The 26,429-nt window shown below is 72.9% G+C and carries 16 protein-coding genes; 11 read left to right on the forward strand and 5 right to left on the reverse strand.

Going from position 1 to position 26,429, the window contains the following annotated elements:
* Positions 1–122: 122 nt before the first annotated feature.
* From ACN263_RS05150 to ACN263_RS05170, 5 genes are all read left to right on the forward strand, one after another.
* Positions 123–2,864: an EAL domain-containing protein gene (locus ACN263_RS05150; protein ID WP_422738684.1), complete on the forward strand. Its 2,742-nt coding sequence runs from the start codon at positions 123–125 to the stop codon at positions 2,862–2,864.
* Between the two features lie 123 nt (positions 2,865–2,987).
* Positions 2,988–3,293 (forward strand): Asp-tRNA(Asn)/Glu-tRNA(Gln) amidotransferase subunit GatC, encoded by a 306-nt coding sequence (gene gatC / locus ACN263_RS05155; RefSeq protein WP_355052147.1) that lies wholly within the window; start codon positions 2,988–2,990, stop codon positions 3,291–3,293.
* A complete protein-coding gene (gene gatA / locus ACN263_RS05160; RefSeq protein ID WP_422738685.1) occupies positions 3,290–4,765 on the forward strand; it encodes an Asp-tRNA(Asn)/Glu-tRNA(Gln) amidotransferase subunit GatA in 1,476 nt (491 codons plus the stop codon). The genes gatC and gatA overlap by 4 nt, the downstream gene beginning before the upstream one ends.
* A 13-nt stretch (positions 4,766–4,778) precedes the next feature.
* A complete protein-coding gene (gene gatB, locus ACN263_RS05165) occupies positions 4,779–6,278 on the forward strand; it encodes an Asp-tRNA(Asn)/Glu-tRNA(Gln) amidotransferase subunit GatB (RefSeq protein ID WP_422738686.1) in 1,500 nt (499 codons plus the stop codon).
* 124 nt (positions 6,279–6,402) lie between these two features.
* Entirely contained in the window at positions 6,403–8,760 is a 2,358-nt protein-coding gene (locus ACN263_RS05170; protein ID WP_422738687.1) for a transketolase-like TK C-terminal-containing protein, read from the forward strand.
* A gap of 432 nt (positions 8,761–9,192) precedes the next feature.
* Here ACN263_RS05170 and ACN263_RS05175 read toward each other — a convergent pair whose 3' ends face one another.
* The 3 genes from ACN263_RS05175 to ACN263_RS05185 all read right to left on the reverse strand — a co-directional run bounded on the left by ACN263_RS05175 (position 9,193) and on the right by ACN263_RS05185 (position 13,841).
* On the reverse strand, positions 9,193–10,764 hold the full coding sequence (locus ACN263_RS05175) for a metallophosphoesterase (RefSeq protein WP_422738688.1): 1,572 nt from the start codon (positions 10,762–10,764) through the stop codon (positions 9,193–9,195).
* A 61-nt stretch (positions 10,765–10,825) separates the two neighbouring features.
* Positions 10,826–11,998: a PQQ-dependent sugar dehydrogenase gene (locus ACN263_RS05180; RefSeq protein WP_422738689.1), complete on the reverse strand. Its 1,173-nt coding sequence runs from the start codon at positions 11,996–11,998 to the stop codon at positions 10,826–10,828.
* A gap of 46 nt (positions 11,999–12,044) precedes the next feature.
* Entirely contained in the window at positions 12,045–13,841 is a 1,797-nt protein-coding gene (locus tag ACN263_RS05185) for a SpoIIE family protein phosphatase (RefSeq protein ID WP_422738690.1), read from the reverse strand.
* A gap of 158 nt (positions 13,842–13,999) precedes the next feature.
* Between ACN263_RS05185 and ACN263_RS05190 the strand changes: the two genes are divergently transcribed.
* Entirely contained in the window at positions 14,000–14,926 is a 927-nt protein-coding gene (locus ACN263_RS05190; protein WP_422738691.1) for a 2-hydroxyacid dehydrogenase, read from the forward strand.
* Between the two features lie 24 nt (positions 14,927–14,950).
* Here ACN263_RS05190 and ACN263_RS05195 read toward each other — a convergent pair whose 3' ends face one another.
* Positions 14,951–15,343, reverse strand: coding sequence for a PH domain-containing protein (locus tag ACN263_RS05195; protein ID WP_422738692.1), 393 nt, complete (start codon positions 15,341–15,343; stop codon positions 14,951–14,953).
* Between the two features lie 235 nt (positions 15,344–15,578).
* Here ACN263_RS05195 and ACN263_RS05200 point away from each other — a divergent pair, with 235 nt between their 5' ends.
* Entirely contained in the window at positions 15,579–17,924 is a 2,346-nt protein-coding gene (locus tag ACN263_RS05200) for an EAL domain-containing protein (RefSeq protein WP_422738693.1), read from the forward strand.
* 9 nt (positions 17,925–17,933) lie between these two features.
* On the opposite strand, the gene ACN263_RS05205 is transcribed toward ACN263_RS05200, so the two are convergent.
* Positions 17,934–18,953 carry a LacI family DNA-binding transcriptional regulator gene (locus ACN263_RS05205; protein WP_422738694.1) on the reverse strand — a complete coding sequence of 340 codons (1,020 nt, stop codon included), beginning with the start codon at positions 18,951–18,953 and terminating at the stop codon, positions 17,934–17,936.
* A gap of 110 nt (positions 18,954–19,063) precedes the next feature.
* Here ACN263_RS05205 and ACN263_RS05210 point away from each other — a divergent pair, with 110 nt between their 5' ends.
* The 4 genes from ACN263_RS05210 (at position 19,064) to ACN263_RS05225 (ending at position 26,342) form a co-directional block, all read left to right on the forward strand.
* Positions 19,064–21,508 carry a glycoside hydrolase family 2 protein gene (locus tag ACN263_RS05210; RefSeq protein ID WP_422738695.1) on the forward strand — a complete coding sequence of 815 codons (2,445 nt, stop codon included), beginning with the start codon at positions 19,064–19,066 and terminating at the stop codon, positions 21,506–21,508.
* Between the two features lie 254 nt (positions 21,509–21,762).
* A complete protein-coding gene (locus ACN263_RS05215; protein ID WP_422738696.1) occupies positions 21,763–23,094 on the forward strand; it encodes a tetratricopeptide repeat protein in 1,332 nt (443 codons plus the stop codon).
* Positions 23,095–23,127: 33 nt separating this feature from the next.
* Complete coding sequence (locus ACN263_RS05220; RefSeq protein WP_422738697.1) at positions 23,128–25,395, forward strand: CHAT domain-containing protein; 2,268 nt, start codon at positions 23,128–23,130, stop codon at positions 25,393–25,395.
* Entirely contained in the window at positions 25,392–26,342 is a 951-nt protein-coding gene (locus ACN263_RS05225; RefSeq protein ID WP_422738698.1) for a tetratricopeptide repeat protein, read from the forward strand. Before ACN263_RS05220 ends, ACN263_RS05225 begins: the two co-directional genes overlap by 4 nt.
* Positions 26,343–26,429 lie beyond the last annotated feature (87 nt).

Raw genomic sequence — 26,429 nt, forward strand, 5'->3', positions numbered from 1 at the left:
TATACCAACTTAATTACGACTACTACCGATTCGTGACTGTCATACCGGGAAACCCGGGGCCGAGGGCGTTTCATTGGGTCACGACGTGCTCACCGACACGTCGACCATCCTCGGGAGGTGTGATGGAGGTCGCCGACCCGCGTAACTCCCTCCCGCCTGGGCGGGTGAGGCCGTTCGCCACCTTCGTCGTCGGCATCCTGGTGGTGGCGGCGCTGACCGCCGCCGGTCCACTCACGACGCTTCCCGGGGACCTGTCCCGACTGCCGGCGGCGTTCTGGACGATGGCCGCGCTCGCGGTGATCTGCGACGCGCGCCCGTTCGTCCCGCCCGGGCGGAGGCAGACCTCGGCGGTCTTCCCGTCCACCTGCTTCACCTTCGCAATCCTGCTCGGTTGGGGGCTGGGCCCGGCGGTGGCGGTGCAGGCCGTCGGGGTGATCGTCTCCGGCTGGCGGATGGGCAACGCCGCCTGGCGGACCGCGTTCAACGTCGGCCAGTACGCCTGTGCGCTCGCCGCCGGGTACGCGGTCATCCGGCTCGGGCCGGGCACGATCTTCTCCGGTGGACGCCTGCACTGGACCGACGTGGCCGCCGTCGGCGGCGCGACGCTCGCCTGGTTCGTGGTGAACTACGGGCTGGTGAGCTGGGCGGTACGACTGCGCTTCGGCGGCCGTTGGTGGCCCACCGTCCGCCGGGGCGTCGGGTTCGAACTGCTCTCCACCGGCTCGCTGCTGCTGCTCGCGCCGGTTCTCGTCGCCGCCGCCCGGCTCAGCGCGGCGCTGATTCCGCTGGTGCTGGTGCCGCTGTTCGCCGTGTACCGGATGGCCCGGTTGACCGTCGAACAGCAGCACCTCGCGGCTGCCGACCCGCTGACCGGTCTGCCCAACCGCAAGGCGCTGCTGGCCGAGGTGGCGGAGCAGGTCCACCTGCACGCCGAGCGGACCGCCCGGGGTGAGCCCGACGGCCATCTGGCGCTGCTCCTCATCGACCTGGACCGCTTCAAGAACGTCAACGACGCGCTCGGGCACGCGGTGGGCGACCGGCTGCTGGTCGAGGTCAGCGCCCGGCTGGCGGACGTGGAACCCCGGCCGCAGATGATCGCGCGGCTGGGCGGGGACGAGTTCGCCATCGTGATGACCGGGCTGACCGAGGTCGGTCAGGCGCGTGAGCTGGCCGACCGGGTGGTCGCGGCGCTGGCCGAGCCGGTGGCGTTGGACGGCCTGCCGCTCGACGTCGGCGGCTCCATCGGGATCGCTCTCTTCCCCGAGCACGGCGAGGACTTCGCCACCCTGATGCGGCACGCCGATGTGGCGATGTACGACGCCAAGCACCGCAACGACACGGTCGCCGTGTACGCCCCGGAGTCTGACCACAACTCGGCCGAGCGTCTCGGACTGCTCGCCGACCTCCGGCGGGTGCTCGAAGCCGGCGCGTCCGCCGACGACGCGACCCACGCCGACGACGCGACCCACGCCGACGACGCGACCCACGCCGACGACGCGACCCACGCCGTCGACGCGACCCACGCCGTCGACGCGACCCACGCCGTCGACGCGACCCACGCCGTCGAGGCAGGCCACGCTGCCGAGACGGGCCACGCCGTCGGGGCCGAGCAGGCCGTGCGGGCAGGGGAGACCACGCGGGCCCGGCACACCGAGCGGAGTGGGGCGGAGCGGACGGCAGACGTACCCCTCGCGGTGGAGGCCGAGGTGCGCGGCGGTGACGGCGCCGCGCTGCCGGCCGGGGCCGCGCCGGTGATCGCCGCGCCGACCGCGACCGGCGGGCGGTGGTGGGGTCGCCGTCGCCGGGCCGGCGGCGAGGTGGCGCACGCCGATGAGTTGATCAACCGGATCGCCACCGGGGCCGATCCGATCCGGGGTCGCAACAGCCGCGCGACGATTCCCGGCACCCGGCCCGGCCCGAGCCGGGACCGGCGTGCCGGCGGGCACGGGCGGCGCTCGCCGAACGGGGGCGTGCTGCCGCCGGTGGGCGACCGCCGTCCGGGGCGCGACGCCGGGTCCGCCGCGGGCGGGCGGACGACCGCGCCGACCGGGTGGGTACGCGACGGCGACGAGCCGGTCGACGACGCCGGTGAGATCACCATGTACTACCAGCCGCAGATCGCCATCGCGACCGGCGAGGTGGTCGGTGTCGAGGCGCTGCTGCGGTGGCGGCACCCGCGCCGGGGCATGGTCGACCCGGAGGAGCTGATCCGGGTCGCCGAGCAGAGCGCGGTCATGCGGCTGCTCACCCGCCGGGTCGTGGACGACGTGGTGGAGCAGCTCGCCAAGTGGTCGGCGGCCGGCATCGGGCTGCGCGCGGCGCTCAACGTCAGCGTGCGTGACCTGCACACCGGCGAGATCGCCGACCAGATCGCCGACCGGCTGGCCCGGTACGGGGTGCCGGCCGAGCGGCTGCAACTGGAGATCACCGAGGGCGCGCTGATGGCCGATCCGCGCCGGGTGCTCGCGACGATCACCCGGTTGCACCAGATCGGGGTGGCCATCGCGCTTGACGACTTCGGCACCGGCTACTCGTCGTTGCAGCACCTGCGTCGGCTGCCGTTGTCCGAGGTGAAGGTGGACCGGTCGTTCGTGCTGGGCATGGCCGACGACGCCGACGACGCGGCGATCGTCCGTTCCACGATCGAGCTGGCGGGCGCGTTGGGCCTGCGGGTGGTCGCCGAGGGCGTGGAGGACGAGCGGACCTGGCGGATGCTGTACGCGGCCGGCTGTGACGCGGCCCAGGGCTGGTTCTACGCCCGTCCGATGCCCGCCGAGGAGTTGGTCACCTGGCTGGCCCGGTACCGGCCGGTGCGCCCCAGCGGTGGCCCGGAGCCGGACGCCGGTCGCCGACGTACGCGCTGACCGACCCGAGCAGCCGGCGCGGGGCGCGGAACAATAGACTCGCTCCGGTCACCGCGCGTCACACTGCATCCGCCGCGCGGCCGGCACACCGCCCGACCAGCAGGACATCAGAAGGGGGCACGGATGGCCGCCATCTCCCGCGAGGAGGTCGCGCACCTGGCGCGCCTGTCGCGGCTCGCCGTCACCGAGGAGGAGCTGGACACGTTCGCCGGCCAGCTCGACGTGATCCTCCAGGCGGTCGCCCAGGTCGGCGAGGTCGCCGCCGCGGACATCCCGCCGACCTCGCACTCGGTGCCGCTGACGAACGTCTTCCGCGAGGACGTCGTCACGCCGTGCCTGACCCCCGAGGAGGTGCTGTCCGGTGCGCCCGACGCCGAGGAGCAGCGGTTCCGGGTACCCCGGATTCTGAGCGAGGACGTGGCGTCATGAGCGATTTGACCAGAATGACCGCGACGGAGATCGCCGCTCTGGTCGCCGGCGGGGAGACCTCCGCCGTCGAGGTGACCCAGGCGCACCTGGACCGGATCGCCGCGGTCGACGAGCAGGTGCACGCCTTCCTGCACGTGGACACCGACGGCGCGCTCGCGGCAGCCCGCGCCGTGGACGAGCGCCGGGCCGCCGGCGAGGAGTTGGGCCCGCTCGCGGGCGTACCGGTCGCGGTGAAGGACGTGCTCGCCACCCGTGGCGTGCCGACCACCGTCGGCTCGAAGATCCTCGAAGGCTGGCGCCCGCCGTACGACGCGACGATCGTGCAGCGGCTGCGGGACGCCGGCACGGTGATGCTGGGCAAGACGAACATGGACGAGTTCGCGATGGGCTCCTCCACCGAGTACTCGGCGTACGGCCCGACGCACAACCCGTGGGACCTGAGCCGCATCCCGGGTGGCTCGGGTGGGGGCAGCGCCGCCGCGCTGGCCGCGTACGAGGCGCCGCTGGCGATCGGCTCGGACACCGGCGGCTCGATCCGCCAGCCCGGCGCGGTCACCGGCACCGTCGGGGCGAAGCCCACCTACGGCGGCACCTCCCGGTACGGCCTGGTGGCGTTCTCCTCGTCGCTGGACACGCCCGGCCCGTGCGCCCGTAACGTGCTCGACGCGGCCCTGCTGCACCAGGTGATCGGTGGGCACGACCCGCGTGACTCGACCTCGATCCCGCAGCCCGTGCCGGACGTGGTGGCGGCGGCGAAGCTCGGCGCGACGGGTGACCTGACCGGCGTACGGCTCGGCATCGTCAGCGAGTTCGTCGGCGAGGGCGCCGAGCCGGGCGTGATGACGGCGTTCCGCGAGTCGGTGGACGCGCTGACCAAGATGGGCGCCGAGGTCGTGGAGGTCTCCTGCCCGACGTTCGCGTACGCGTTGCCGGCGTACTACCTGATCGCCCCGAGCGAGTGCTCCTCCAACCTGGCGCGGTTCGACGGTGTCCGGTTCGGCCTGCGGGTCGGCGACGACGGCAACCGGTCGCTGGAGGAGGTCATGTCGCTGACCCGCGAGGCCGGTTTCGGTCCCGAGGTCAAGCGCCGCATCATGATCGGCACGTACGCGCTGTCGTCGGGCTACTACGACGCGTACTACGGGCAGGCGCAGAAGGTCCGTACGCTGATCACCCGGGACTTCACGGCCGCGTTCGAGCGGGTCGACGCGTTGATCTCGCCGACCACCCCGTTCACGGCCTTCCCGATCGGCGCGCGCACCGCCGACCCGTACCAGATGTACCTGGCCGACCTGTTCACCATCCCGACCAACCTGTACGGCGGTCCGGGCATCTCGGTGCCGTGTGGTCTCTCCGAGGGGCTGCCCGTGGGCCTGCAGGTGATGGCCCCGACGATGGCCGACGACCGGATGTACCGGGTCGCGGCGGCGCTGGAGTCCGCGGTCGGCACGTTCACCCCACCGGCACTGTGAGGCAGGAGCCCAGATGACGACGACGCTGCCCGCGTACGACGAGGTCGTCGCGCGCTACGAACCGGTGATCGGCCTGGAGACCCACGTCGAGTTGGGCACGAACACCAAGATGTGGTGCGGCTGCCCGACCGACTTCGGTGGCGAGCCGAACACCCGGGTCTGCCCGGTGTGCCTGGGCCTGCCCGGGTCGCTGCCGGTGGCCAACAAGGCCGCCATCGAGGCGATCATCCGGATCGGTCTGGCGTTGAACTGCTCGATCGCCGAGTGGTGCCGGTTCGCCCGGAAGAACTACTTCTACCCGGACATGCCGAAGAACTTCCAGATCAGCCAGTACGACGAGCCGATCTGCGTCGACGGTTACCTGGACGTCGAGGTGAACGGCGAGACGGTCCGGATCGAGATCGAGCGGGTGCACCTGGAGGAGGACACCGGCAAGACGCTGCACGTCGGCGGCGCGACCGGGCGGATCCACGGCGCGACGGAGTCGCTCGTCGACTACAACCGGGCCGGCATCCCGCTGGTCGAGATCGTCACCAAGCCGGTCGTGGGCACCGGCGCGCTCGCCCCCGAGGTGGCCCGGGCGTACGTCGCCGAGCTGCGTGACGTGATCCGTACCCTCGGCGTCTCGGACGTGCGGATGGAGGAGGGTTCGCTGCGCTGCGACGTGAACACCTCGCTCAACCTGCCCGGCCAGGAGTGGGGCACCCGCACCGAGACCAAGAACGTCAACTCGCTGCGGTCGGTGGAGCGGGCGGTCCGCTCGGAGATGCTGCGGCAGGCGGCGGTGCTCGACGCGGGCGGGCGGATCACCCAGGAGACCCGGCACTTCCACGAGGACACCGGCGACACCACCCCGGGCCGCTCGAAGGAGACCGCGACCGACTACCGGTACTTCCCGGAGCCGGACCTGGTGCCGGTCGCCCCGGACCCGGCCTGGGTCGCCGAGCTGAAGGCCGCCCTGCCGGAGCTGCCCCGGGTGCACCGGCGTCGGCTCCAGCAGCAGTGGGGCCTGTCCGACCTGGACATGCAGTCGGTGCTCAACGCCGGCGCGGTGGAGCTGATCGAGGCGACCGTGGCGGCCGGCACGACCCCGGCGGCGGCCCGCAAGTGGTGGTTGGGTGAGCTGTCCCGCCGGGCCAACGAGACCGGCGTGGAGCTGGCCGACGTCGGGGCCACCCCGGCGCAGGTCGCCGAACTGCAGGGCCTGGTCGACGCCGGCAAGCTCAACGACAAGCTGGCCCGTACGGTGCTGGAGGGCGTGGTCGACGGTCAGGGCTCGCCCACCGAGATCATGACCAGTCGGGGCCTGGAGGTCGTCTCGGACACCGGCGCGTTGACCGCCGCCGTGGACGAGGCCATCGCCGCCAACCCGGGCATCGCCGACAAGATCCGCAGCGGTAAGGTCGCGGCGGCCGGCGCGCTGGTCGGCGCGGTGATGAAGTCGACCCGTGGTCAGGCCGACGCCGCCGCCGTCCGCACGCTGATCCTGGAGCGCCTGGGCGTCCAGGGCTGACACCCCGTTTGGAACAGGCCGCCGCCGCGACCCGGCGGCGGCCTTCTCCTCACCTCTGTCGACCACGCGGCCACCCCGCACCCCTCGTCGAGGGCGTCATCGTCGACGCCCGGATGGAGCCACCGTGACCCAGCACGACCTTGACGTTCTCTACGAGATCCAGCGGCGGGTGCTCTGGCTCGCCACCCGGATCGTGGACGCCGCCAACCACGACCGGGCCACCGGCGACGGCGTCAAGGTCGGCGGGCACCAGGCGTCCAGCGCGTCCCTGGTCACGGCGATGACCGCGCTGTGGTTCGCGCACCTGGACGCCGAGGACCGGGTCGCGGTGAAGCCGCACGCCTCCCCGGTGTTCCACGCCATCCAGTACCTGCTGGGCAACCTGGACCGCTCCTACCTGCCCCGGCTGCGGGCGCGGGGCGGCCTCCAGTCGTACCCGTCGCGCACCAAGGACCCGGACGAGGTGGACTTCTCCACCGGCTCGGTCGGCCTGGGCGCGGCGGCGCCGCTCTTCGCCGCCGCCACCCGCCGTTACGTCGACGCCCACTTCGGGGCCCGCCCGCACTCCCGGTTCGTGGCGCTGATCGGCGACGCCGAGCTGGACGAGGGCAACATCTGGGAGGCGGTGGCCGACCCGGCGACCACCGGCCTGGGCAACGTGATGTGGCTCGTCGACTTCAACCGGCAGTCGTTGGACCGGGTGGTGCCCGGCATCCGGATCAACCAGTGGCGGGGCCAGTTCGAGGCCGCCGGCTGGCACGTCGTGGAGGTCAAGTACGGCCGCAAGCTCGCCGAGGCGTACGCCCGGCCGGGTGGCGAGGCGTTGCGCGACTGGATCGACGCGATGCCCAACGAGCAGTACCAGTCACTGTTCGGGCTGACCGGGCCGGCACTGCGCAAGCAGTTCCTGGACGGCGCGCCGGCCGGCATCGCCGAACTGATCGAGGGCGTGAGCGACGAGGATCTGGGTCCGCTCGTCACCGACCTGGGCGGGCACGACCTGTCCGCGATGCTCGACGCGTACGCCCAGTGCGACGCGGTCACCGACCGGCCCAGCGTCGTCTTCGCGTACACCGTGAAGGGTTGGGGGTTGCCCATCGCCGGCAATCCGCGCAACCATTCCGCGCTGCTCAGCACCGAGCAGATCGACGCGCTGCGCAGCGCGCACGGCCTGACCGCCGAGACCGAGTGGGACCGCCTCGACCCGGCGTCGGAGGCCGGCATCCGGGCCGGCGCCCGCCGGGAGGCACTGTCCCGCGCGCCGCGCGAGCGCGCGCTCGGGGTCACCGTTCCGGAGAGCACCGGAGTACGCGCCAACAAGCCCATCTCCACCCAGGAGGTGTTCGGTCGGGTGCTCGTGGACCTGGCGCGGGACCGGGAGGTCGGCCGTTACCTGGTCACCACCGCCCCGGACGTGGCCACCTCGACCAACCTCGCCGGATTCATCAACAAGACCGGAGTCTTCGCCCCCACCGAGCAGCGGTCCTGGACCGAGGACCGGATGCTGCGCTGGACCGAGAGCCCCACCGGGCAGCACATCGAGCTGGGCATCTCGGAGATGAACCTGTTCCTGCTGCTCGGCCAGCTCGGCCTGTCGTGGGACCTGTCCGGGCAGCCGCTGCTGCCGGTGGGCACGGTCTACGACCCGTTCGTGCTGCGCGGCCTCGACGCGTTCCTCTACGGCACGTACTCCGGCTCGCGGTTCGTGGTGGCCGGCACCCCGTCCGGCATCACCCTGGCCCCCGAGGGCGGCGCCCACCAGTCCACGATCACCGCGTCGGTGGGCCTGGAGCTGCCCGGCGTGACGTTCGTCGAGCCGGCGTACGCGGGCAGCCTCGACTGGCTGCTCTGCGACGCGCTGGGGCAGATCGCCGGCGGGGCCGCTCCGGCCGCGACCGCCGCCCCCGCCGAGGACGGCGCGTACTACTTCCGGCTCAGCACCCGGCCGCTGGACCAGGCGCCGTTCGAGGCGGCCCGGGCCCGGCTCGGTGACGCGGTGCTGCGCCGGCAGGTGGTCGCCGGGGCGTACCGGCTGGTCGACGCGCACCAGGCGTACCCGCACCTGGCCGACGCGCCGGTGGTGCAACTCGCCGCCTCCGGCGCGGTGCTCCCCGAGACGCTGGCCGCCGCCGCCGAATTGGCCGAGGAGGGCATCGCCGCGCACGTGGTGGACGTGACCAGCCTGGACCGGCTCTACCGGGCGTGGCAGCGCACCCTGCGTCAGGGCGTACGCACGGCCACCGTGCCGAGCGTGCCCGGCGCGCTGCGGTCCGCGTTCGCCGACCGTGTGCCGGTGGTGACCGTGCACGACGCGGCGTCGCACGCGATGGCGTGGCTCGGCTCGGCGGTCGGCGCCCCGGCGGTGCCGCTCGGCGTGGACGAGTTCGGCCAGTCCGGCAGCGTGGCCGACCTGTACGAGCTGCACGACCTGCTGCCCGGCAGCATCGTCAACGCCGCCCTGGCCGCGCTCGCCCTGCGCTGACCGCGCCCGCGAGGGCGGGCTCTCCCCGCCTGCCGGCTCGCGTGTGCCGGCTCGCGTCTGTCGGCTCGCGTGTGCCGGCTCGCGTCTGTCGGCTCGCGTGTGCCGGCTCGCGTGTGCCCGACCTTCGCGTCCCACCGCCGCCGCGACTGACAGTGCGGGGCGTCCGCCTACCTACCGGGCTCTCTTCGCCCTTTGCTCTGCTTCAACATACGCAACACCGTGCTGAGCTGCGGAAATTCGGGTGCGCACACCGGAAGCGGAGTAACCCGCCGTAACTGTTGCGTCCGTTGAAGCAGAGCAAAGGCTGCGCACGCACCTCCCGCTCCTGCTCCTGCTCCTGCTCCGGCACCGGCATCGGCTCCGGCTCGGGCGCGGGCTCGGCTGGGTGGGCCGGGACCGCCGAGTCGGTGGTGGGCCGGCGGCAGCCCCCGCTCAGCGGGTCGGGGTGGGGGTGACCGAGGCGGGTGCGCCGGCGTTCGGGTCCTGCACGATGTGGCGTTCCAGGTTGACCTGGGCCTGGCCGGTGCCGCCGACGGTGATGTCGTCGTACGCCTGGAGCATCTTCTGCTGGTCGAAGTAGAGCACGGTCATCGACAGCGGGGTGGGCTTCTCACCCTCCAGGCCGCGCAGCCCGGCCCCGCCCGTCGAGCCCTCCACGAACAGGGCGGTGGGCTGCTGGCCGGGGGCTTGCGGCAACTTGGAGACCTGCCGGGCGTGGGTGTGCCCGGCCAGCACCAGCGGGCAGGTGCCGGCGAGCGGCCCGGCCGACGCCGGGTCGTGCACCAGCGCGATGTTGACCGGCCGTGGTGAGTTGCGGATCGTCGTGGCGAGCTGCTCACCCGCGCCGATCACCTGGTCCGCCACCTCCTGGGTCAACCCGCTGCCGGCCGGTGAGGTGTTCTTGTCCGGGGTGAAGCGCGGGTCGCCGATGCCGGCGATGGTCAGCCCCGCGACCGTGGTCGTCGAGTTGTTCAGCACGATCGCGTTCGGCTGACGCGCCACCGCGGCGCTGGTCTTACCCGAGTCGTGGTTGCCCCGGATGAACACGTACGGCTTCTTGAGCAGACTGATCGAGCCGACGAACGACGCCTCCGGCTCGCTGCCCCAGTCGGTGATGTCGCCGGTGTCGATCACCACGTCGATGCCGAACTGCTCCACCACCGTACGGATCAGCTGCCAGCCGGTCGGGTTGAGGTGCATGTCGGAGACGTGCAGGACCCGGGTGGTGCCCGGCGCGGGATCCAACACCGGCAACGCCGACACCGTCGTGTAGAGCTGACTGACGTTGCCGACGATGCGTTGCAGCTGCTCGGCGTACTTGGTGTAGTCGTTGGCGATGCGGCGTGCGTCACCGACGATCGCCGGGGCGTTGACCAGCAGCCCCTCGTAGCGCGGCTCCTCGATCGCCTGCGGGCGCAGCGTCGCGGCGGCCGTGCCGAGGCTGCCGGCGGTGACCAGCAGCGCCAGCCCGCCCGCCCAGGCCGTCCGCCGCACGTCCCGAAAGACCAACGCGGCCAGGATGAGGGTGACCAGCACCGCCGAGGCGAGGGTACGCAGGCCGAGCCGCATCACCCCGGAACGCACGTCCTCCACGGCACTCTGGCTGGCCCGGCTGATGCTCGCCGGGTCGTCCAGCAGCGCCTCGGTGCGGCCCTGGTCGAGCGCGCCGAGTCGTACCGTGAGGTGCGTCGGCCCGCTGTGGCTGTCGATCAGCAGCGCGCCCAGCGGCGGCACGTCGATGGTGGTCCCGCCGTCGCTGGCCGGGGAGAGGGTGAGGTTCGCCCGGAACGGCCCGATGTCGGTGTTCACCCGGCCGCCGGCCAGCACACCGAGTGCCGCCCCGGCCAGGGCCACCACCAGGACGGCGAGGATCATGCCGGTACGCCGTACCGGCCCGCCGGGGCGGCCGAGCCGTCGGCGGGCCGGGCGCGACGGCGCGCCGCCGGTCACCGGGTCGTCCCGGTCCTCGGCGTCGCCGTGCTGCTCGTCGCGTTGCCCGTCCATGCTGAGATTCTGACCTGCCCGTCGAGGGATCTTGGCAAACCTGGGCGGAAGGTGACGGAGGTCAGCTGCGTCCGCCGTCGCCGCCGGCGAAGACCACCCGCAGGAGGCGGTCGTCGTCGGCCGCCGGATCACCCCGCCCGTCGTGGTTGGAGGTGCTCACCCAGAGCGAGCCGTCGGGCGCGGCGGCCACCGCGCGCAGCCGCCCGTACCGGTTGGTCAGCAGCTCGCTGGGCTGCCCGAGCAGCGTGCCGGTGTCGGTCAACTCCATCACCCAGAGCCGCTTGCCGCGCAGGCAGCCGGTGACCAGGAGCCGGTCCGCGGCGGCCAACCCGGAGCAGGACGCGTCGGAGGTGGCCCACTGCGTGATCGGGTCGGTGTAGCGCTTGTCGCCGGCCCGCCCCTCGACCTCCGGCCAGCCGTAGTTGCCGCCCTTGGTGATCTGGTTGATCTCGTCCCAGGTGTTCTGGCCGAACTCGACGGCGTACATCCGCTTGGCCGCGTCCCAGGCGAAGCCCTGCACGTTGCGGTGGCCGAACGACCACACCGGCGAGCCGGGGAACGGGTTGCCCGGCGCGGGCTTGCCGTCGGTGGTGATCCGCAGGATCTTGCCGCCGAGGCTCTTGGTGTCCTGCGCGTTGGGCCGCTCACCGGCGTCACCGGTGCTGACGTAGAGCTGCCCGTCCGGTCCGAAGCCCAACCCGCCGCCGTTGTGCACGTTCGCCTTCGGGATGCCGGTGAGGATCGGGGTGGGCTGCCCGCCGATCTGCAGGCGGGCGACCCGGTTGTCCTGCTCGGCCGTGTAGTAGACGAAAACCGTCCGGTCCTGGGCGTAGTCGGGGGAGACGGCGATGCCGAGCAGGCCGCCCTCACCCGCCGCGGCCACGTCGTTGAGCGTCTGCACCACCCGGACCCGTAGCCCGTCCGGGCCGGACTCCGGGCCCACCTGGAGGATCCGGCCGCTGTCCCGCTCGGTGACCAGCGCGCCGCCGTCCGGCAGGAACGCGATGGCCCACGGCACCCGCAGCCCCTTGGCCAGCACGGTCGTCACCGCCTGCTGGCCCGCGCCGCCGGCGTTCGGCGACGCCGACGGGGTCGGCAGGTTGGGTGGCTCGCCCGCCGGGTCGGGTTCCGGCTCGCCGAAGCTGCAACCCGAGGCGAACAGCAGCGCCGCGCAGGACGCCGCGAGGACCGTCCGGAGACGGCGGACGCGAGGGTACGGGGGACGGGCTCTCACCCGGCCCAGGGTAGCCCGCCGCGCGGTCCGGCCGGACCCGCTGCGCTCAGCGGGCCCGGACCGCCAGCAGCGCCGTGTCGTCCTCGCGGCGGTCGATCGAGGCGAGCAGCAGGTCGCACAGTTCGTCCAGGGGCAGCCCGTCGGTACCGGTCAGCCGGCCCACCAACTCGGCGAGCCCGTCGTCGATGGACCGGTCCCGACGCTCGATCAACCCGTCGGTGTAGAGCAGCAGCGTGTCACCGGTGGCGAGGCTCGTCGACCGGCTGGTCCGGGGCGTGGGCCGAGCCAGCCCGAGCAGCGGCTCCGGCGTCGCCTCGAGCACGTCCACCGCGCCGCCGGCGCGTACCACCAGGGCCGGCGGATGTCCGGCGTTGCACCACGTCACCTCGCGGACACCGAAGCGCTCCGGGCGGATGCGCACCAGCGTGGCGGTGGCCGCGATGGGCAGCCGCAGACCGCGGATCGCGTCGTCCAGATGGCTCACCAGTTTCCCGACCTCGTCGTCCCGGCCGAACGCGTTGCCGCGTACCAGGTTGCGGAGCTGGCCCATGGTCGCGGCGGCCTCGATGTCGTGCCCGGCCACGTCCCCGATCGCCGCGATCAGGTCACCGTCGGGCTGCACGAAGGCGTCGTACCAGTCGCCACCGACCTCCACCCGGTCGGCGGCCGGCTGGTAGCGGGCCGCCAGATCCAGCCCCGGCACGACAGGCAGCCGCGGCAGCATGCTGTGTTGCAGGACCTCGGCGACGTGCCGCTGCTCCCCGTACATCGAGCTGTTGCCGATGGCCTGCCCCGCGCGGCGGCCGATGTCCACGGCGGTGAGCAGGTCGCGGTCGTCGAACTGCTGGCGGCCGGGCGCGTTGACCAGGGTGATGGCACCCAGCACGGTGCCCCCGGCGGCCCGCACCGGCACGCTGAGGTACGACGCGATGCCCAGCCGCTCGGCGATCGCCGGCAGCTCCGGACCGGTGGTGCCCCGGGCCACGTCGTCCCGCGACGCGACCCCGCCGAGCCGGGGCTGACCGGTCCGGAGCACCGACCGGATCACCGACTCCTGGTTGAGGCCGGTCCGCAGCAGCGCGGCGAACCGGTCGACGTCCGGCGTCCGAGCCTGGTCCTGGTGCGCCGCGACGACTTCCCGAGGCTGTCCCGTCGGCCCGACGAGGATGAGCACGCACCAGTCGGCGAGCAGCGGCACCATGGCGGCGGTGAGCCGGCGCAGCGACGTGCCCACGTCCAACGTGCCAGCCAGTGTCTCGCTCACCCCGGCCAGCAGTTCCAGTCGCTGGTGCGCCTCCTGAGCGCCGTCCAGCGCGATCCGCAGGCGCAACTCCGAGGAGCAGGCGGCGGCGAGGTCGGACAGCGTCCGCAGTTGTCCGGCGGTCCACGCCCGGGGCTTGTTGTCGATGGCGCACAGCGAGCCGAGCACCCGGCCGGAGAGGTCGGTCAACGGCATCCCGGCGTACGCGACGACGCCGAGGTCGTCGATGGCCAGGTTGTCCCGGACCCGGGGGTAGAGCCGGGCGTCCGGCAGCACCATCGGCACCTCGATGTCCACCACGTGCTGGCAGAACGAATGGCTCAACGGGGTCTGCCGCCGCTGCGACCACGGCTCGGGCAGACCGACGGCCCCCGGGAAGAACTGCCGGTCGGCGGAGACCAGCGAGACCAGCGCGACCGGCACCTCCAGCAGGTCGCTGACCAGTCGGGCGAACCGGTCGAACGCCTCGTCCGGCGCCGCGTCCAGCCCGGTGTCGGCGAGCGCGCGCAGCCGCGCCGCGTCGCCGAGCGCCGGAGGTGAGGCGTTCGAACGTCGCGCGCTGGCGGGGGAGCCGTCGGTCATCGAGCACCTGTCTGCCGGGGTGGGGGCCGAGAGGGCCCCCGACCCACGGTTATACCTCGCCGTGGCCGGGTCCAAAACCGGTGTGTCGCGTCTCGCCCGGGCGCGGGTTCCGGGCGTGCCCGCGCCGGCCGTCGTGGCGACGGCTATCGTCGGCGGACGTGAAGGTATGGATTCCGCACCCGGCCGGCCTGGACCTCGTCGGCGAGCTGCCCCCGGGCGTGACGGTGGAGGTCGCCGAGCACGCCGACCGCCTGCCGTCCGCCGTGGCCGACGTCCGTTTCTGGGTGCCGCCGTTCCTGAGTGGCTCGGACGCCACCGCGCTGCTCGGTGAGCTGCCCGACCTGGCGGTGGTGCAGCTGCTCTCCGCCGGGGCGGACGCCTGGGCGGGCCGGATGCCCGACGGGATCACCCTCTGCGATGCCCGTGGGGTGCACGACCCGTCCACCGCCGAGTGGGTGGTCACCGCGATCCTCGCCCAGCTCCGGGCGTTCCCCGCCTTCGCCCGCGCGCAGGCGCAGCGGCGCTGGGCGTACGACGGCAACGCGCCGACCGACGAGTTGACCGGCAAGCGGGTGCTGATCGTCGGGGCCGGCTCGATCGGCACGGCGGTGCGCGACCGGCTCGCGCCGTTCGGGGTGAGCTTCACCCTGGTCGCCCGCAGCGCCCGGCCGGAGCAGTCGGTGCACGCCGTCGCGGAGCTGCCCCGGCTGCTGCCGGACGCCGACGTGGTGGTGGTGCTGGTGCCGCTCACCGACCAGACCCGCGGTCTGATCGACAAGGACTTCCTGGCCGCGATGCCCGACGGAGCGCTGCTGGTCAACGCGGCCCGGGGGCCGGTGGCCCGTACCGACGCGCTCGTCGCCGAACTGGCCACCGGTCGGATCTCGGCCGCCCTGGACGTCACCGATCCGGAGCCGTTGCCCGCCGAATCTCCCCTGTGGACGATGCCGAACGTGCTGCTCACGCCGCATGTGGCGGGGTCGGTGCGGGGGCTGCTGCCGCGTGCGTACCGGCTCGTCGGCGAGCAGGTACGGCGGTTCGCCGCCGGTGAACCGCTCATCAACCGGGTGGTCGACGGCTACTGAGCCGCCGGGCGGTCCCGGCGTGGGTTACGCGCCGGGCGTTCCGGCGGCCTCGTCCGGCAGGGTCTGGCCGGTGGCCGAGACCAGCCGGGGCAGGTCCGTGCCGCGTACCGCCGGCAGGACGACCTGCCGGCCGTCGTCGAGGCGGGCGACGGCCCGGCCGCGTGCGTCGGTGGCGAACTCGACGACGTGCTCCCAGCCGATTCGGCGTTGCCCGAACAGCGCCCGCAGGCGCAGCTCCTGAGGGTCGGCGTCGGTGCCGGCCCGCCAAGCCCACACCCCGACGCCGAGTGGGACGAGCAGCACCGGCAGCAGGTACGCCCGGGCGTTCGCCAGCGGCAGCGCGCCGATGAAGGCGATGACGGCGGCGGCCAGGATGGCTTGGTTGAACCGGAAGCGGATCGTGTCGGGCGTACTCACCCTGCGATGATCCCACCCCTGGTCGGCGGGGGTCGCGGCGGGCGGTGTCACGGCGGCCGGACGCCGTACAGTGACAGGGGTCACTGCTTCGTGCCGATGACCGACGCGTAACCAATTCCGTCACCGGTCGTTTCCCAGTGTTGGGCAGCGGACTCGCAACATCCGCCGTCCCGCACCACCACCGCACCACCCGCACCGCCGCACCGCCCCGTGCCCCCTCACGAAGGCGACCGCCGTGCTCCTCGCGTACCCGTTCCGTTTTCTCGTCCCCCGCCGGGCGGCCCCGGAGGCCGCCGTGTCCACGGCCGTGGCGCTGCTCGTGCTCGCCGGCGCGGCCGGGCTGGTCCCGACCCCGGTGGTGATCGCGCTGGCCGGTGGCGCGGGCGCCACCCTCGCCGGCGTACGACTCTCCCGGCTGGCCGCCGGCCGTCCCACCGCACCACCGACCGGCGCCTCGTGGCGGTTGCCGACGATCGCGCTCGACGCGGCGGTGGTGGCGGCCGGCTGGGTCGCGGCCGTGCAGCCGCTTGTCGACGCCGGGCAACGCGTGGTCGCGCTGCTCGGATCGCTCGCCGTCGCGGTGCTGTCCGTGGCCGGGCTGCGTGGGCTCCCGGCGCGGCCCTCCGCGCCGGCCCGACTGCGGGAGGTGGTCGAGGCGACCGGCCCGACGGTCGGTCTGACCCTCGCCGCCTGGTTGCTCCTGCCCGTCGACGCGCTCCCCGCCCCGGCCCGGCTGGTCGGCGCGGCGGTGCTGGCGGGGTTGGGCATCGCCGCGCTCGGCGCGTTCACCGGCACCGGACGGCACCCGGGCCACCCGACCTGCCGGGGCGGCGTCCTGCTCACCCTGGCCGGGCTGGCGCTGCTGACGATCCTGCCGCCCGCGTCGACCGGGCGCGCGTCGCTCGTCGCCGTGCCGCCGCTGGTGCTCGGCATGCTGCTGACCGCGCTCGGCGCGACATCGGCGGTCACCACGGCCGGCGCGACGCGGCCGGCCGGTCCGCCCACCACGACCTGGCCACGGGCGGTGCTCCCGGCATCGGTGCTGCTGCTCGCGGCGGGCCTGCACCTCGGTTCCGGCCGCACCCCGGACCGGACGAGCCTGCTGCTCGCCCTGGCGGCGGTGCCGCCCCTGGTCCTGCGGGAACTGCTGCGCGGGGGTGCCGAGGGCGGCACCGGGCGGCCCGCCGCGCACCGTCGGGCCGCCGACCACACGATCCACCGCCGGGAGCAGCAACCGCCGTGGCAGGCCGCGACAGCGGAGTCGTGGGCTCCCGCGGCCGACGTCGACCCGACCTGGCCCGACTCGGGTGTCGCCTGGTCCGGCCCGGGCGTCGGCCCGACCGGCGACGGACCGGGGGACCGGTCGGCCCTGCTCGCGGCCCTCGCCGCGATCGGCGACGTGCCCGCGCCGGCCGGCGCGCTGCTGCTGGTGGAGTTGCACGGCATCGAGGGGCTGGGCCCGGTGGCCCGCGAGGACGCGCTCGCCGAGGCGGCCCTGCGCGCCCGGGCGGTCGTCGCACCCGGCGACCTGGTGACCACCTGCGCCGGTGCCGGCTTCGCGGTGGTCACCGGCGCCGGGCCGGTGCTGGCGTACGCGCTGGGCACCCGGCTGTTGGGCACGCTCACCTCGCCGTACCGGCTGGCCGGGTCGGTGCTGCGGGTGCAGGCGAGCATCGGGCTGGCCGAGGTGGGTGGCGCGCAACCGGCCGACGTGCTCCGCCAGGCCGAGCTGGCCCGGCGACGGGCGGTGCAGCTCGGTCGGGACCGGGTCGAGTGGTACGACGCGTTCCTGGAGGAGCAGTTGGTCCGCCGGCTCGACCTGGAACGCGAGCTGCCCGGCGCGGTCGCCCGGGGCGAACTGGACCTGGTCTATCAGCCGGTGCTCGACCTGACCGACCGGCAGCCGGTGGGCGCCGAGGCGCTGCTGCGCTGGCGTAGCCCGGTGCTCGGCACGGTGCTCCCAGCCGAGCTGCTGCCGGTCGCCGAGGATCTGGACCTGGTCGGCGAGCTGGAGTGGTGGGTGCTGGACCGGGCCTGCCGGCAGTTGGCCGCCTGGTCGGCGGGCTCCCGGGAGCTGTGGATGGCCGTCAACGTGACCACCCGGGAACTGACCACGCCCGACTTCGTGCAGCGCGCCGCGGCGGTCCTGGCCGCGTACGGGGTGCCGCCGGAACGCCTGGTGGTGGAGGTGGCCGAGCCGAGGGTCGCCGCCGACCTGTCGACGGTGGTCGCCCGGCTGGCGGGTCTGCGGTCCCTGGGCGTACGCACCGCGCTCGACGACTTCCGGCCCGAACACGCCTCGTTGGCCCACCTGCGCCGGCTGCCGATCGACCTGCTGAAGGTGGGGCCCGACCTGGTCGGGGCGGAGCCGACGGGGCAGCCGCCGCTGATCGACGTGGTGGTCAACGTCGGTGAGCGGTTGGGCGTGGAGATCGTCGCCGAGGGGTTGGAGTCGCCGGTCCAGGTCGAGGGGGCGCACCGGGCCGGCTGCCGGTACGGGCAGGGCTTCGCGCTGTCCCGACCGGCCACCGCCGAGCGCGTCGAGGCGTACTTCGAGGAGTTCCCCTCGGCGTACCGTTGATGAACCGGTTCACCTCTGCCCGGGCGGTGCGGTGCTGCCGCGCGGCGTCAACTGCGGGGTCTCGTCGCGTACCCGCGTCGCCGGCTCGCCCGCGATGACGCCGAGCAGGTGGCGGGCCGCGTGCGCGCCGTACGCGGAGATGTCGCGGCCCAGCGCCGTCAACGGCGGGTGCACCAGCCGGCACAGCGGCGAGTCGTCCCAGGCCACGATGGACAGGTCGGTGGGCACGGTCAGCCCCATCTCCTGGGCCACCGAGAGCCCCGCGATGGCCATCACGTCGTTGTCGTAGATGACCGCGGTCGGTCGGGGGTTGGCGCTGAGCAACCGGCGGGTGGCCCGTCCGCCCTCCTCCCCGGTGTAGTCGGAGAAGACGGTGACCGCCTCGGCCAGACCGAGACGCCGGCACACCGCCGCGAAGGCCTCGGTACGGATCTCGGTGTGCCGCAGGTCGGGCAGGCCGCCCACCCGGGCGATCCGGCGGTGTCCGAGCGCGACCAGGTACTCCACCGCCTCGGTCAGCGCCGCCGCGTCGTCCGAGAAGAGGCTGGCCAGCTCCCCGGTGCCGCCCGGCCCGCCGATGACCACCGCCGGCAGGCGCAGCTGCTCCAGGGCGGGGATGCGCTGATCGTCGGTGCGCAGGTCGCAGACGAGCACCCCGTCCACCCGGCGCTCGCCCCACCACCGCCGGTAGACCGCGATCTCGGCGTCGTGGTCGGCCACCACCTGCAACGTCAGCGCGTACGAGCGGGCCGACAGTTCGGCCTCCACGCCACTGATCAGCGCCATGAAGAACGGCTCGATGCCCAGCGTCCGTGCCGGCCGGCACAGGGCCAGGCCGACGGCCTTGGCGGTGGCTGCGGACAACGCCCGCGCGGCGCTGCTGGGACTGAACCCGATCTCGGTGGCGATGGCGAGGATGCGCTGCCGGGTGGCCTCGGAGACGCCGGGCTGCCCGTTCAGCGCGTACGACACGGCGCCCTTGGACACCCCCGCGCGTCGGGCGACGTCCGCGATGGTCGGCCGCTTCACCGGCGTGCTCCTTAGCCGTTCAGGGGCTTTGACACCCCGGAGGTCGGATCGTACGGTGGCTGAGCTTATCCGGTTCAGCTAACGTCTCGATCACGAAGGTGCGGTGAATCGTGAGCCGACAGGCCCTGCACGACGGCTGGACGCTGCGCGCGACCTCCGGGGCGGAGGTGCCGTCGGAGATCGCCGACCGCACCGTACCCGCGACCGTGCCCGGCTGTGTCCACACCGACCTGCTCGACGCCGGGCTGATCCCCGACCCGTACCTCGACGACAACGAGCTGTCCCTCGCCTGGATCGGCCGCACCGACTGGCGCTACCGGACGACGTTCCGACCGCCGGCCGGCCACCACGACCGGGTCGACCTGGTCTGTGCCGGCCTGGACACCGTCGCCACCGTCAGCGTCAACGGCGTCGAGGTCGGCCGCACCGAGAACATGCACCGGGGCTACCGGTTCGACGTCCGCGCGCTGCTGCGCGCCGGCGACAACGAGCTGAACGTCGCGTTCGACTCCGTCTACCGCTACGCCGAGGCGCATCGGGACCGGCTCGGCGACCGACCCAACGCGTACCCGGAGCCCTTCCAGTTCGTCCGCAAGATGGCCTGCAACTTTGGCTGGGACTGGGGACCGACGCTGGTCACCGCCGGCATCTGGCAGGACATCGGCCTGCACGCCTGGTCCACCGCCCGGCTGGCCACCGTCCGCCCGCTGGTCACCCTCGACGGCCGCGACGGCCGGGTCGAGCTGCACGTCGAGGTCGAGCGGGTCGCCGACGTCCCGCTGACCGTCCGGGCCACCATCGGCGGCGCCCGCGCCGAGACGGTCGTCGAGACCGGCCAGCGCACGGCCGTGCTGACCCTCGCCGTCCGCGAGCCCGCGCTCTGGTGGCCCAGGGGGTACGGCGAGCAGGCCCGACACCTGCTCGAAGTGAGCCTGCACGCGCCGGACGGGGACACCCTGGACACCTGGGACCGGCGGATCGGCTTCCGTTCCGTCCGGCTGGACACCACCCCCGACGCGCACGGCACCCCCTTCGTGCTCTCGGTCAACGACGTGCCGGTCTTCGTCCGGGGCGTCAACTGGATCCCCGACGACACGTTCCCCACCCGGATCACCCGCGCGCGGCTCGCCGAGCGGTTCGACCAGGCCACCGACGCCAACGTCAACCTGCTGCGTGTCTGGGGCGGCGGCCGGTACGAGTCGGCGGACTTCTACGACCTCGCCGACGAACGCGGCCTGCTCGTCCAACAGGACTTCCTCTTCGCCTGCGCCGCGTACCCCGAGGAGGAACCGTTCGCCACCGAGGTGGCCGCCGAGGCCGCCGAGCAGGTGACCCGCCTGACGCCGCACCCGTCGCTGGTGCTCTGGACCGGCAACAACGAGAACATCTGGGGCTGGCACGACTGGGACTGGCAGGAACCCCTCGCGGGGCGCACCTGGGGGCGCGGGTACTACCTCGACGTGCTGCCACGCATCGTCGGCGAGCTGGACCCGACCCGCCCGTACTGGCCGGGCAGCCCCTGGTCGGGCACCGAGACGATCCACCCCAACGACCCGGCGCACGGTACGACCCACATCTGGGACGTGTGGAACACCGACGACTACCCGAAATACCGGGAGTACGTGCCGCGCTTCGTGGCCGAGTTCGGCTACCAGGGCCCACCCGCGTACGCCACCCTGCGGCGGGCACTCAGCGACGAACCGCTCGCGCCCGACTCACCGGGCATGGCCCACCACCAGAAGGCGGTCGGCGGTGCCGCCAAACTCCGGCGCGGTCTCGACGCCCACCTGCCCGTACCGGCCGACTTCGACGACTGGCACTACCTCACGCAACTCAACCAGGCGCGGGCCATCCAGCTCGGCGTGGAGCACTTCCGCTCCCACCGCGACGTCTGCGCCGGCACGATCGTCTGGCAGCTCAACGACTGCTGGCCGGTGACCTCCTGGTCGGCCGTCGACGGCGACGGCCGTCGCAAACCCCTGTGGTACGCGCTGCGCCACGCGTACGCCGACCGGCTGCTCACCGTGCAACCCCGCGACGGCGGGCTGGCCCTGGTGGCGGTGAACGAGACCGGCGAGGGGTGGACCGCGCCGGCCACGGTCACCCGGGTCACGCTCGGCGGGGAGCCGAGGGCGAAGACCTCGGTGGAGGTGGACGTCCCGGCGTACTCCTCGGTGGTGCTGGCGCTGCCGGCGGAGCTGGCGCGGCCGGACGAGAGCCGCCGTGAGTTGCTGGTCGCGGAGGCCGGCGACACGGCGGAGCGTGCTCTGTGGTTCTTCGCCGAGGACCGGGAGGTCGACTGGCCGGCGGCGGCCTGGGACGCGACGGTCGAGCCGATGGACGGTGGCCAGCGGGTCCGGGTGACCGCGCGCACGGTGCTGCGCGACCTGACCCTCTTCCCGGACCGACTGGACGCCTCGGCATCCGTCGACAAGGCCCTGGTCACGCTTTTGCCGGGTGAGTCGGCCACGTTCATGGTGCGGTCCGGGGCTCCGTTGGACCCGGCGTCCCTGACCAGCCGCCCGGTGCTGCGCGCCGTCAACGACCTCAGCTGAGCCCAGCCCCACGTTCCACCGATTCTGCCGAGCGCGCTTTCGCGGACGCCCTCGGCTGTGAGATCCGCGCAACTTCACTGTTGTTGCTGCCTCCCGCGTGCAGCAGGCAGCAGTTTCCGGGAAGGTGCGCGGATCTTGAAGTGTCGCGGACCGTGCGGTGTCGGATCCTGGACTCGTCCGGCGGCAGCGAAGCTGGCGTACGGGGCCAACAATGGTGACCGTCCGGGGGCAGATAGGCCCGGGGAGGTGCTGGGTTGACGGACGGACCAGGCCCGGCGGCGCGCCGAGGGTCGGCGACGGCCGCCAGGTGGGTGGAGGTGCACCGCTTGGCGGTGGCGGGCCGGGAGGCGGCCATCGCCCGGCATGTGGGTGACCTGGTGTCGAGGGCGTGGCTGCCCCGATCGCGGTTTGCCGACGTGGCGGCGATAGCCAGCGCGACGTTGACTCTCGGTCCGCACCCGGGCGCTTTCTTCGACCTGGGGCACGCGCAGACCTCGACGGGACAGCCCCGGCAGGCCCTGGTCAGCTACGAGCAGGCCCTGCGCCTGTTCCGCGAGGCCGGCGATCGTGGCAACGAGGCGGCCACCCTCAACGACATCGGCACCGCCTACGACCGGCTCGGGGATCGGGAGCAGGCGCTGGTGTACTTCCGGCAGGCGCTACCCATCGCCCGCGAGGTGGGCGACGGCGCGGGCCAGGCGTCAATGCTCAACAACATCGGCGCGGCGTACAGCCGGCTGGGGGACTGGGAGCGGGCGCTGGCCTACTACCAGCGGTCGCTTCCTATCCAGCGAGCGGTCGGGAACCGGGAGGGCGAGGCGGCCTGCCTGAGCAACATCGGCCTCGTGCACGCCAACCGGGGGGACCGGAAACAGGCGCTGGCGCACTACGTACAGGTGCTCCCGATCCAGCGGGAGATCGGTGATCGCGCCGGCGAGGCGATCACTCTCAACAACATCGGTCTGATGCACGACCGGTTCGGGGATTACGAAGAGGCGCTGGCTCACTACGCCCAGGCCCTCCCCCTCCGGCGTGAAGTCGGTGACCGGGCCGGTGAGGCCGCGACCCTCAACAACATCGGCATGGCGTACGAGCGGCTCGGGAACGTGAAGCGGGCGCTGACCTTCTACGAGCGGGCGTTACCGATCGCGCGCGAGGTCGGCGACCGCACCGGCGAGGCGGCCACCCTCAGCAACATCGGCATGGTGTACGACCGCTTCGGGGACCGGGAACAGGCGCTGGCGCACTACGCGCAGGCCCTGTCCATCCAACGGGAAATCGGTGACCGCGGCGGCGAAGCGATCACCCTCAGCAATTCCGCGACGGTCCGATTGCGCCAGGGCGACCTCGCCGGGGCGAAAGACGGGTTCGACAAGGCGCTGGCAGCGCTGCGCGCCATCGGTGACCGTAGCTCCGAGGCGACGACCAGCATGAACATGGCCGCCCTGCTCTTCAAGACGGGGAAGGTGGGCCAGGCCGTCGAATACCAGCGCCGCGCGGTCCGCCTGGCCGAGCAGACGAACCATCCGGAGTTACACCGGATGCGAGCGATCCTGGGCCACCTGCTCGATGCCCGGCGAGGGTGAGCGGCGAGCACTGTGGCGGGGGAGGAGACCACTGTGGCGGGTGACCTGACGACCTACGAGTTGGCGATCTTCGAGCGGACCTCGGACCATTCCGAGCTGCGCCTCACCCGAGGCGGGGAGCAGCCGAGGACCCGCGCGCTGGACCACGCCGCCATCGACCAGCTGATCGAACGCGTGGAGCGCCACTACAGTCCGTACTCCGTCGTCCAACAGGTCTTCGGCTCCCCGCACCTCCGCGACCTCGGGGCACGGCTGGCCGCCTTCCTCGACGGCGACGAGCGGTGGCTTACCCCGATTCTGCACCAGCCTCCCGGCGCCACGCTCCGGATCACCGGCGCGGGACGGCTGCGGCACCTGCCCTGGGAACTGCTCGCCGCGGACGGCGCGCACCTCGCCGTCTCCGGCTCGGCGCCGCTGCTGCCGGTGCGGGCCGCGGGCGGGGACAACCCTCGCAGGGGTACGGTCGCGCCGGGCAACCGGCCGCTGCGGGTGCTGTTCATGGCCACCTCTCCGGAGGGCGTCGAGCCCGAACTTCGGTACGAGGCCGAGGAAGCCGCCATCCTCGACGCCACCGCCCGTACCGGTGCCGAACTGGTCGTCGAGGAAAGCGGCACCCTGGACGGGCTGCGTCTGCTCAGCCGGGACTACGGCGCGGGCTACTTCGACGTCCTGCACCTGAGCGGCCACGCCACGATCAACGCCGACGGCCAGCCCGTCTTCCTGATGGAGGACGAGTTCGGCGCGCGCGTCGACGTGACCGCCGACCGGATCGTCCAGGCGTTGGCCGGACACTGGCCCCGCCTGATCTTCGTCTCCGGCTGCCTCACCGGCACCGCCCCCGGTGCGGGCGCGTTCCCCTCGATGAGTGAGAGCCTGGTCAACGCCGGCGCTCCCGCCGTGCTGGGGTGGGCGCTGCCGGTGAGCGACCTCGCCGCCACCGACTTCGCCGCCGAGCTCTACCGGTCGTTGGCCGACGGGGTGTCGCTCGACCGGGCCATCGTCGAGGCCCGGCAGCACCTGTACGCGCGCCAGCACGGCAACTGGCACCTGCTGCGCGTCTACGCCGACCGGTCGCCGCTCGCCCCGATGGTCACGCCCCTGCTCACCCGGGGGCGGGCGCGGACCCGCGTCCGCCCCGCCGACCAGGAATTCCTGGACCCACAGACCCACCTGTCCCGGGTCGCGGCCCGCGCCGCCTTCGTCGGACGACGGCGGGTCATCCAGCGCTGCCTGCGTACCCTCCGCAGGCCCGCCGGCAGCGCCAACGCGGCCCCGGCCCTCGTCCTGCACGGGATGGGTGGCCTCGGTAAGAGCAGCCTCGCCTCCCGGCTGCTGGAACGCATGCCCAACCACCAGCGTGCCGTCTGGTTCGGCCGCGTCGACCTGACCAGCTTCCGGGACCTCACCACCAAGGTCTCGTTCCCCACCCTCGAGCAACAGGTCGAGGCGGACCAACTGCTGGCCAACGACGACGCGCCCCTCGTCGTGCGTCTGCGGCACCTGCTCGACGTCGACGGGCCACTCGGGCAGACCGCCTGCCTGTTCGTCTTCGACGACTTCGAGGACGGCAACCTGGACGAACGCGACGGCGGGCACGTGCTCTCGGCGGAGCTGGCCGAGATCCTCCCGGCCCTGCTCAAGGCCATCCGCGATACCGGCAGTCCCAGTCGCGTGGTGATCACGAGCCGCTACCGCTTCCCCGCCCCGGCCGGAACCGTGGTGGTCGAGTCGCTCGAAACCCTCAACCCGACCGAGCAGGCCAAGAAACTCGCCAACCTGCCGAACCTGCGTCCCCGATCCGCCATCGACCCCGACATCCGGGAACGCGCCGTCCAGGCCGCAGCCGGCAACCCGCGCCTGCTCGACTGGCTCGACCTGATCGTCGGCGACGGCACCCTCGATGTCGACGGTCTCATCACCGCCATCGAACGGGAGGCCGACAAGTTCCGCCGCGAGACCATCCTCGCGAAGAACCTGCTCGGCTCGCAGGACCGGGAGCTGCAACGGATGCTCGCCAAGGTCAACGTCATCGAGCTGCCGGTACCCGCCGAGACCGTCCGAGCCGTCCACGACCACCCCGACGTCGACCGGCACGTCGAGCGCGCGGTCCGACTCGGTCTGCTCGAAGAGGGCACCGACCCGGAGACCGGCCAACCCCGGTACTTCGTCTCCAACGTGCTGCGCCCGCTCATCCGGCCGCTGCTCACCGACGACGAGTACACGCGGGCCTGCGCCGCCGCCGCCCGGAGCCTCTACGACATCTGGGTCGTCGGCGCCGTGCCATCCGGGTCCACATCGTGAACACCCACGCCCGGTGGGTGGAGGTACACCGGTTGGCGGTGGCGGGCCGGGAGTTGACCATCGCCCAGCACGTCAGCGATCTGATGTCGAGGGTGTGGCTACGCCGGTCCCGGTTCGCGGACGTGGCGGCCCTGGCGACCGCTACGTTGACGCTGGGTCCGTACGCAGGCGCGTTCTTTGACCTGGGGCGTGCGCAATCCGCGACGGACCATCCCCAGCTGGCCCTGGCCAACTTCGAACAGGCCCTGCTCCTGTATCGCGAAGCCGCCCATCGCCTCAACGAGGCGGTAACCCTGAACAGCATCGGCCTCGTCTACGACAGGCTCGGCGATGGTGAGCGGGCATTGGCCTACTACGAGCAGGCGCTGCCCATCCAACGAGATGTGGGCAATCGGCCCGGCGAGGCGGCCGCGCTGAACAACATCGGCTACACGCACGCCAAGCGCGGGGATCGGGAAGGGGCGCTGACCTACTACCGGCAGGCCCTACCCATTCAGCAGGAGGTGGGTGACCGTGCTGGCGAGGCGACCACTCTGAACAACATCGGTAGCGTGTACGACAGGCTCGGGGAAGCGGAGCGGGCGTTGGGCTACTACCGGCAGGCCCTGCCCATTCGGCGTGAGGTGGGCGACCGCGTCGGTGAAGCGACAAGTCTGAACAACATCGGCCTCGTGTACGACAAGCGCGGGGATTCGGAGCAGGCGCTGGTCCACTACGTAGAAGCCCTGGCTCTCCAACGAGAGGTGGGCGACCGCGCCTCCGAAGCAGTCACTCGATTCAACATCGGCATGCTCCACCGGACGATGGGGAATCTCGACCAGGCGATTCGCGAGCTTGAACTCGTCGTCGATCTCGACCGCCAGGTAGGCCACCCGGACCTGGCATCCGACACCGCCATGCTCAACCAGCTACGCGAGGAACGCAGCAGGGCACAGGACGAAACCTGACGCGACCGTGCGAGGGGCGTGCGGCGTGTCCGTGGCCTTGATCGACACGAGATCGCCGATGTCGGGGCATCCCGTAGAGGGGATACC

The organism is Micromonospora sp. WMMD729 (assembly GCF_049315225.1).
In the GTDB taxonomy this organism is placed as follows: domain Bacteria; phylum Actinomycetota; class Actinomycetes; order Mycobacteriales; family Micromonosporaceae; genus Micromonospora.

Excerpts from the sequence above, each read along its gene's own strand:
- ACN263_RS05150 (WP_422738684.1), top strand. The coding sequence starts at position 123 with ATGGAGGTCGCCGACCCGCGTAACTCCCTCCCGCCTGGGCGGGTGAGG.
- gatC (WP_355052147.1), top strand. The coding sequence starts at position 2,988 with ATGGCCGCCATCTCCCGCGAGGAGGTCGCGCACCTGGCGCGCCTGTCG.
- ACN263_RS05185 (WP_422738690.1), bottom strand. The coding sequence starts at position 13,841 with ATGACCGACGGCTCCCCCGCCAGCGCGCGACGTTCGAACGCCTCACCT.
- gatB (WP_422738686.1), top strand. The coding sequence starts at position 4,779 with ATGACGACGACGCTGCCCGCGTACGACGAGGTCGTCGCGCGCTACGAA.
- gatA (WP_422738685.1), top strand. The coding sequence starts at position 3,290 with ATGAGCGATTTGACCAGAATGACCGCGACGGAGATCGCCGCTCTGGTC.
- ACN263_RS05175 (WP_422738688.1), bottom strand. The coding sequence starts at position 10,764 with ATGGACGGGCAACGCGACGAGCAGCACGGCGACGCCGAGGACCGGGAC.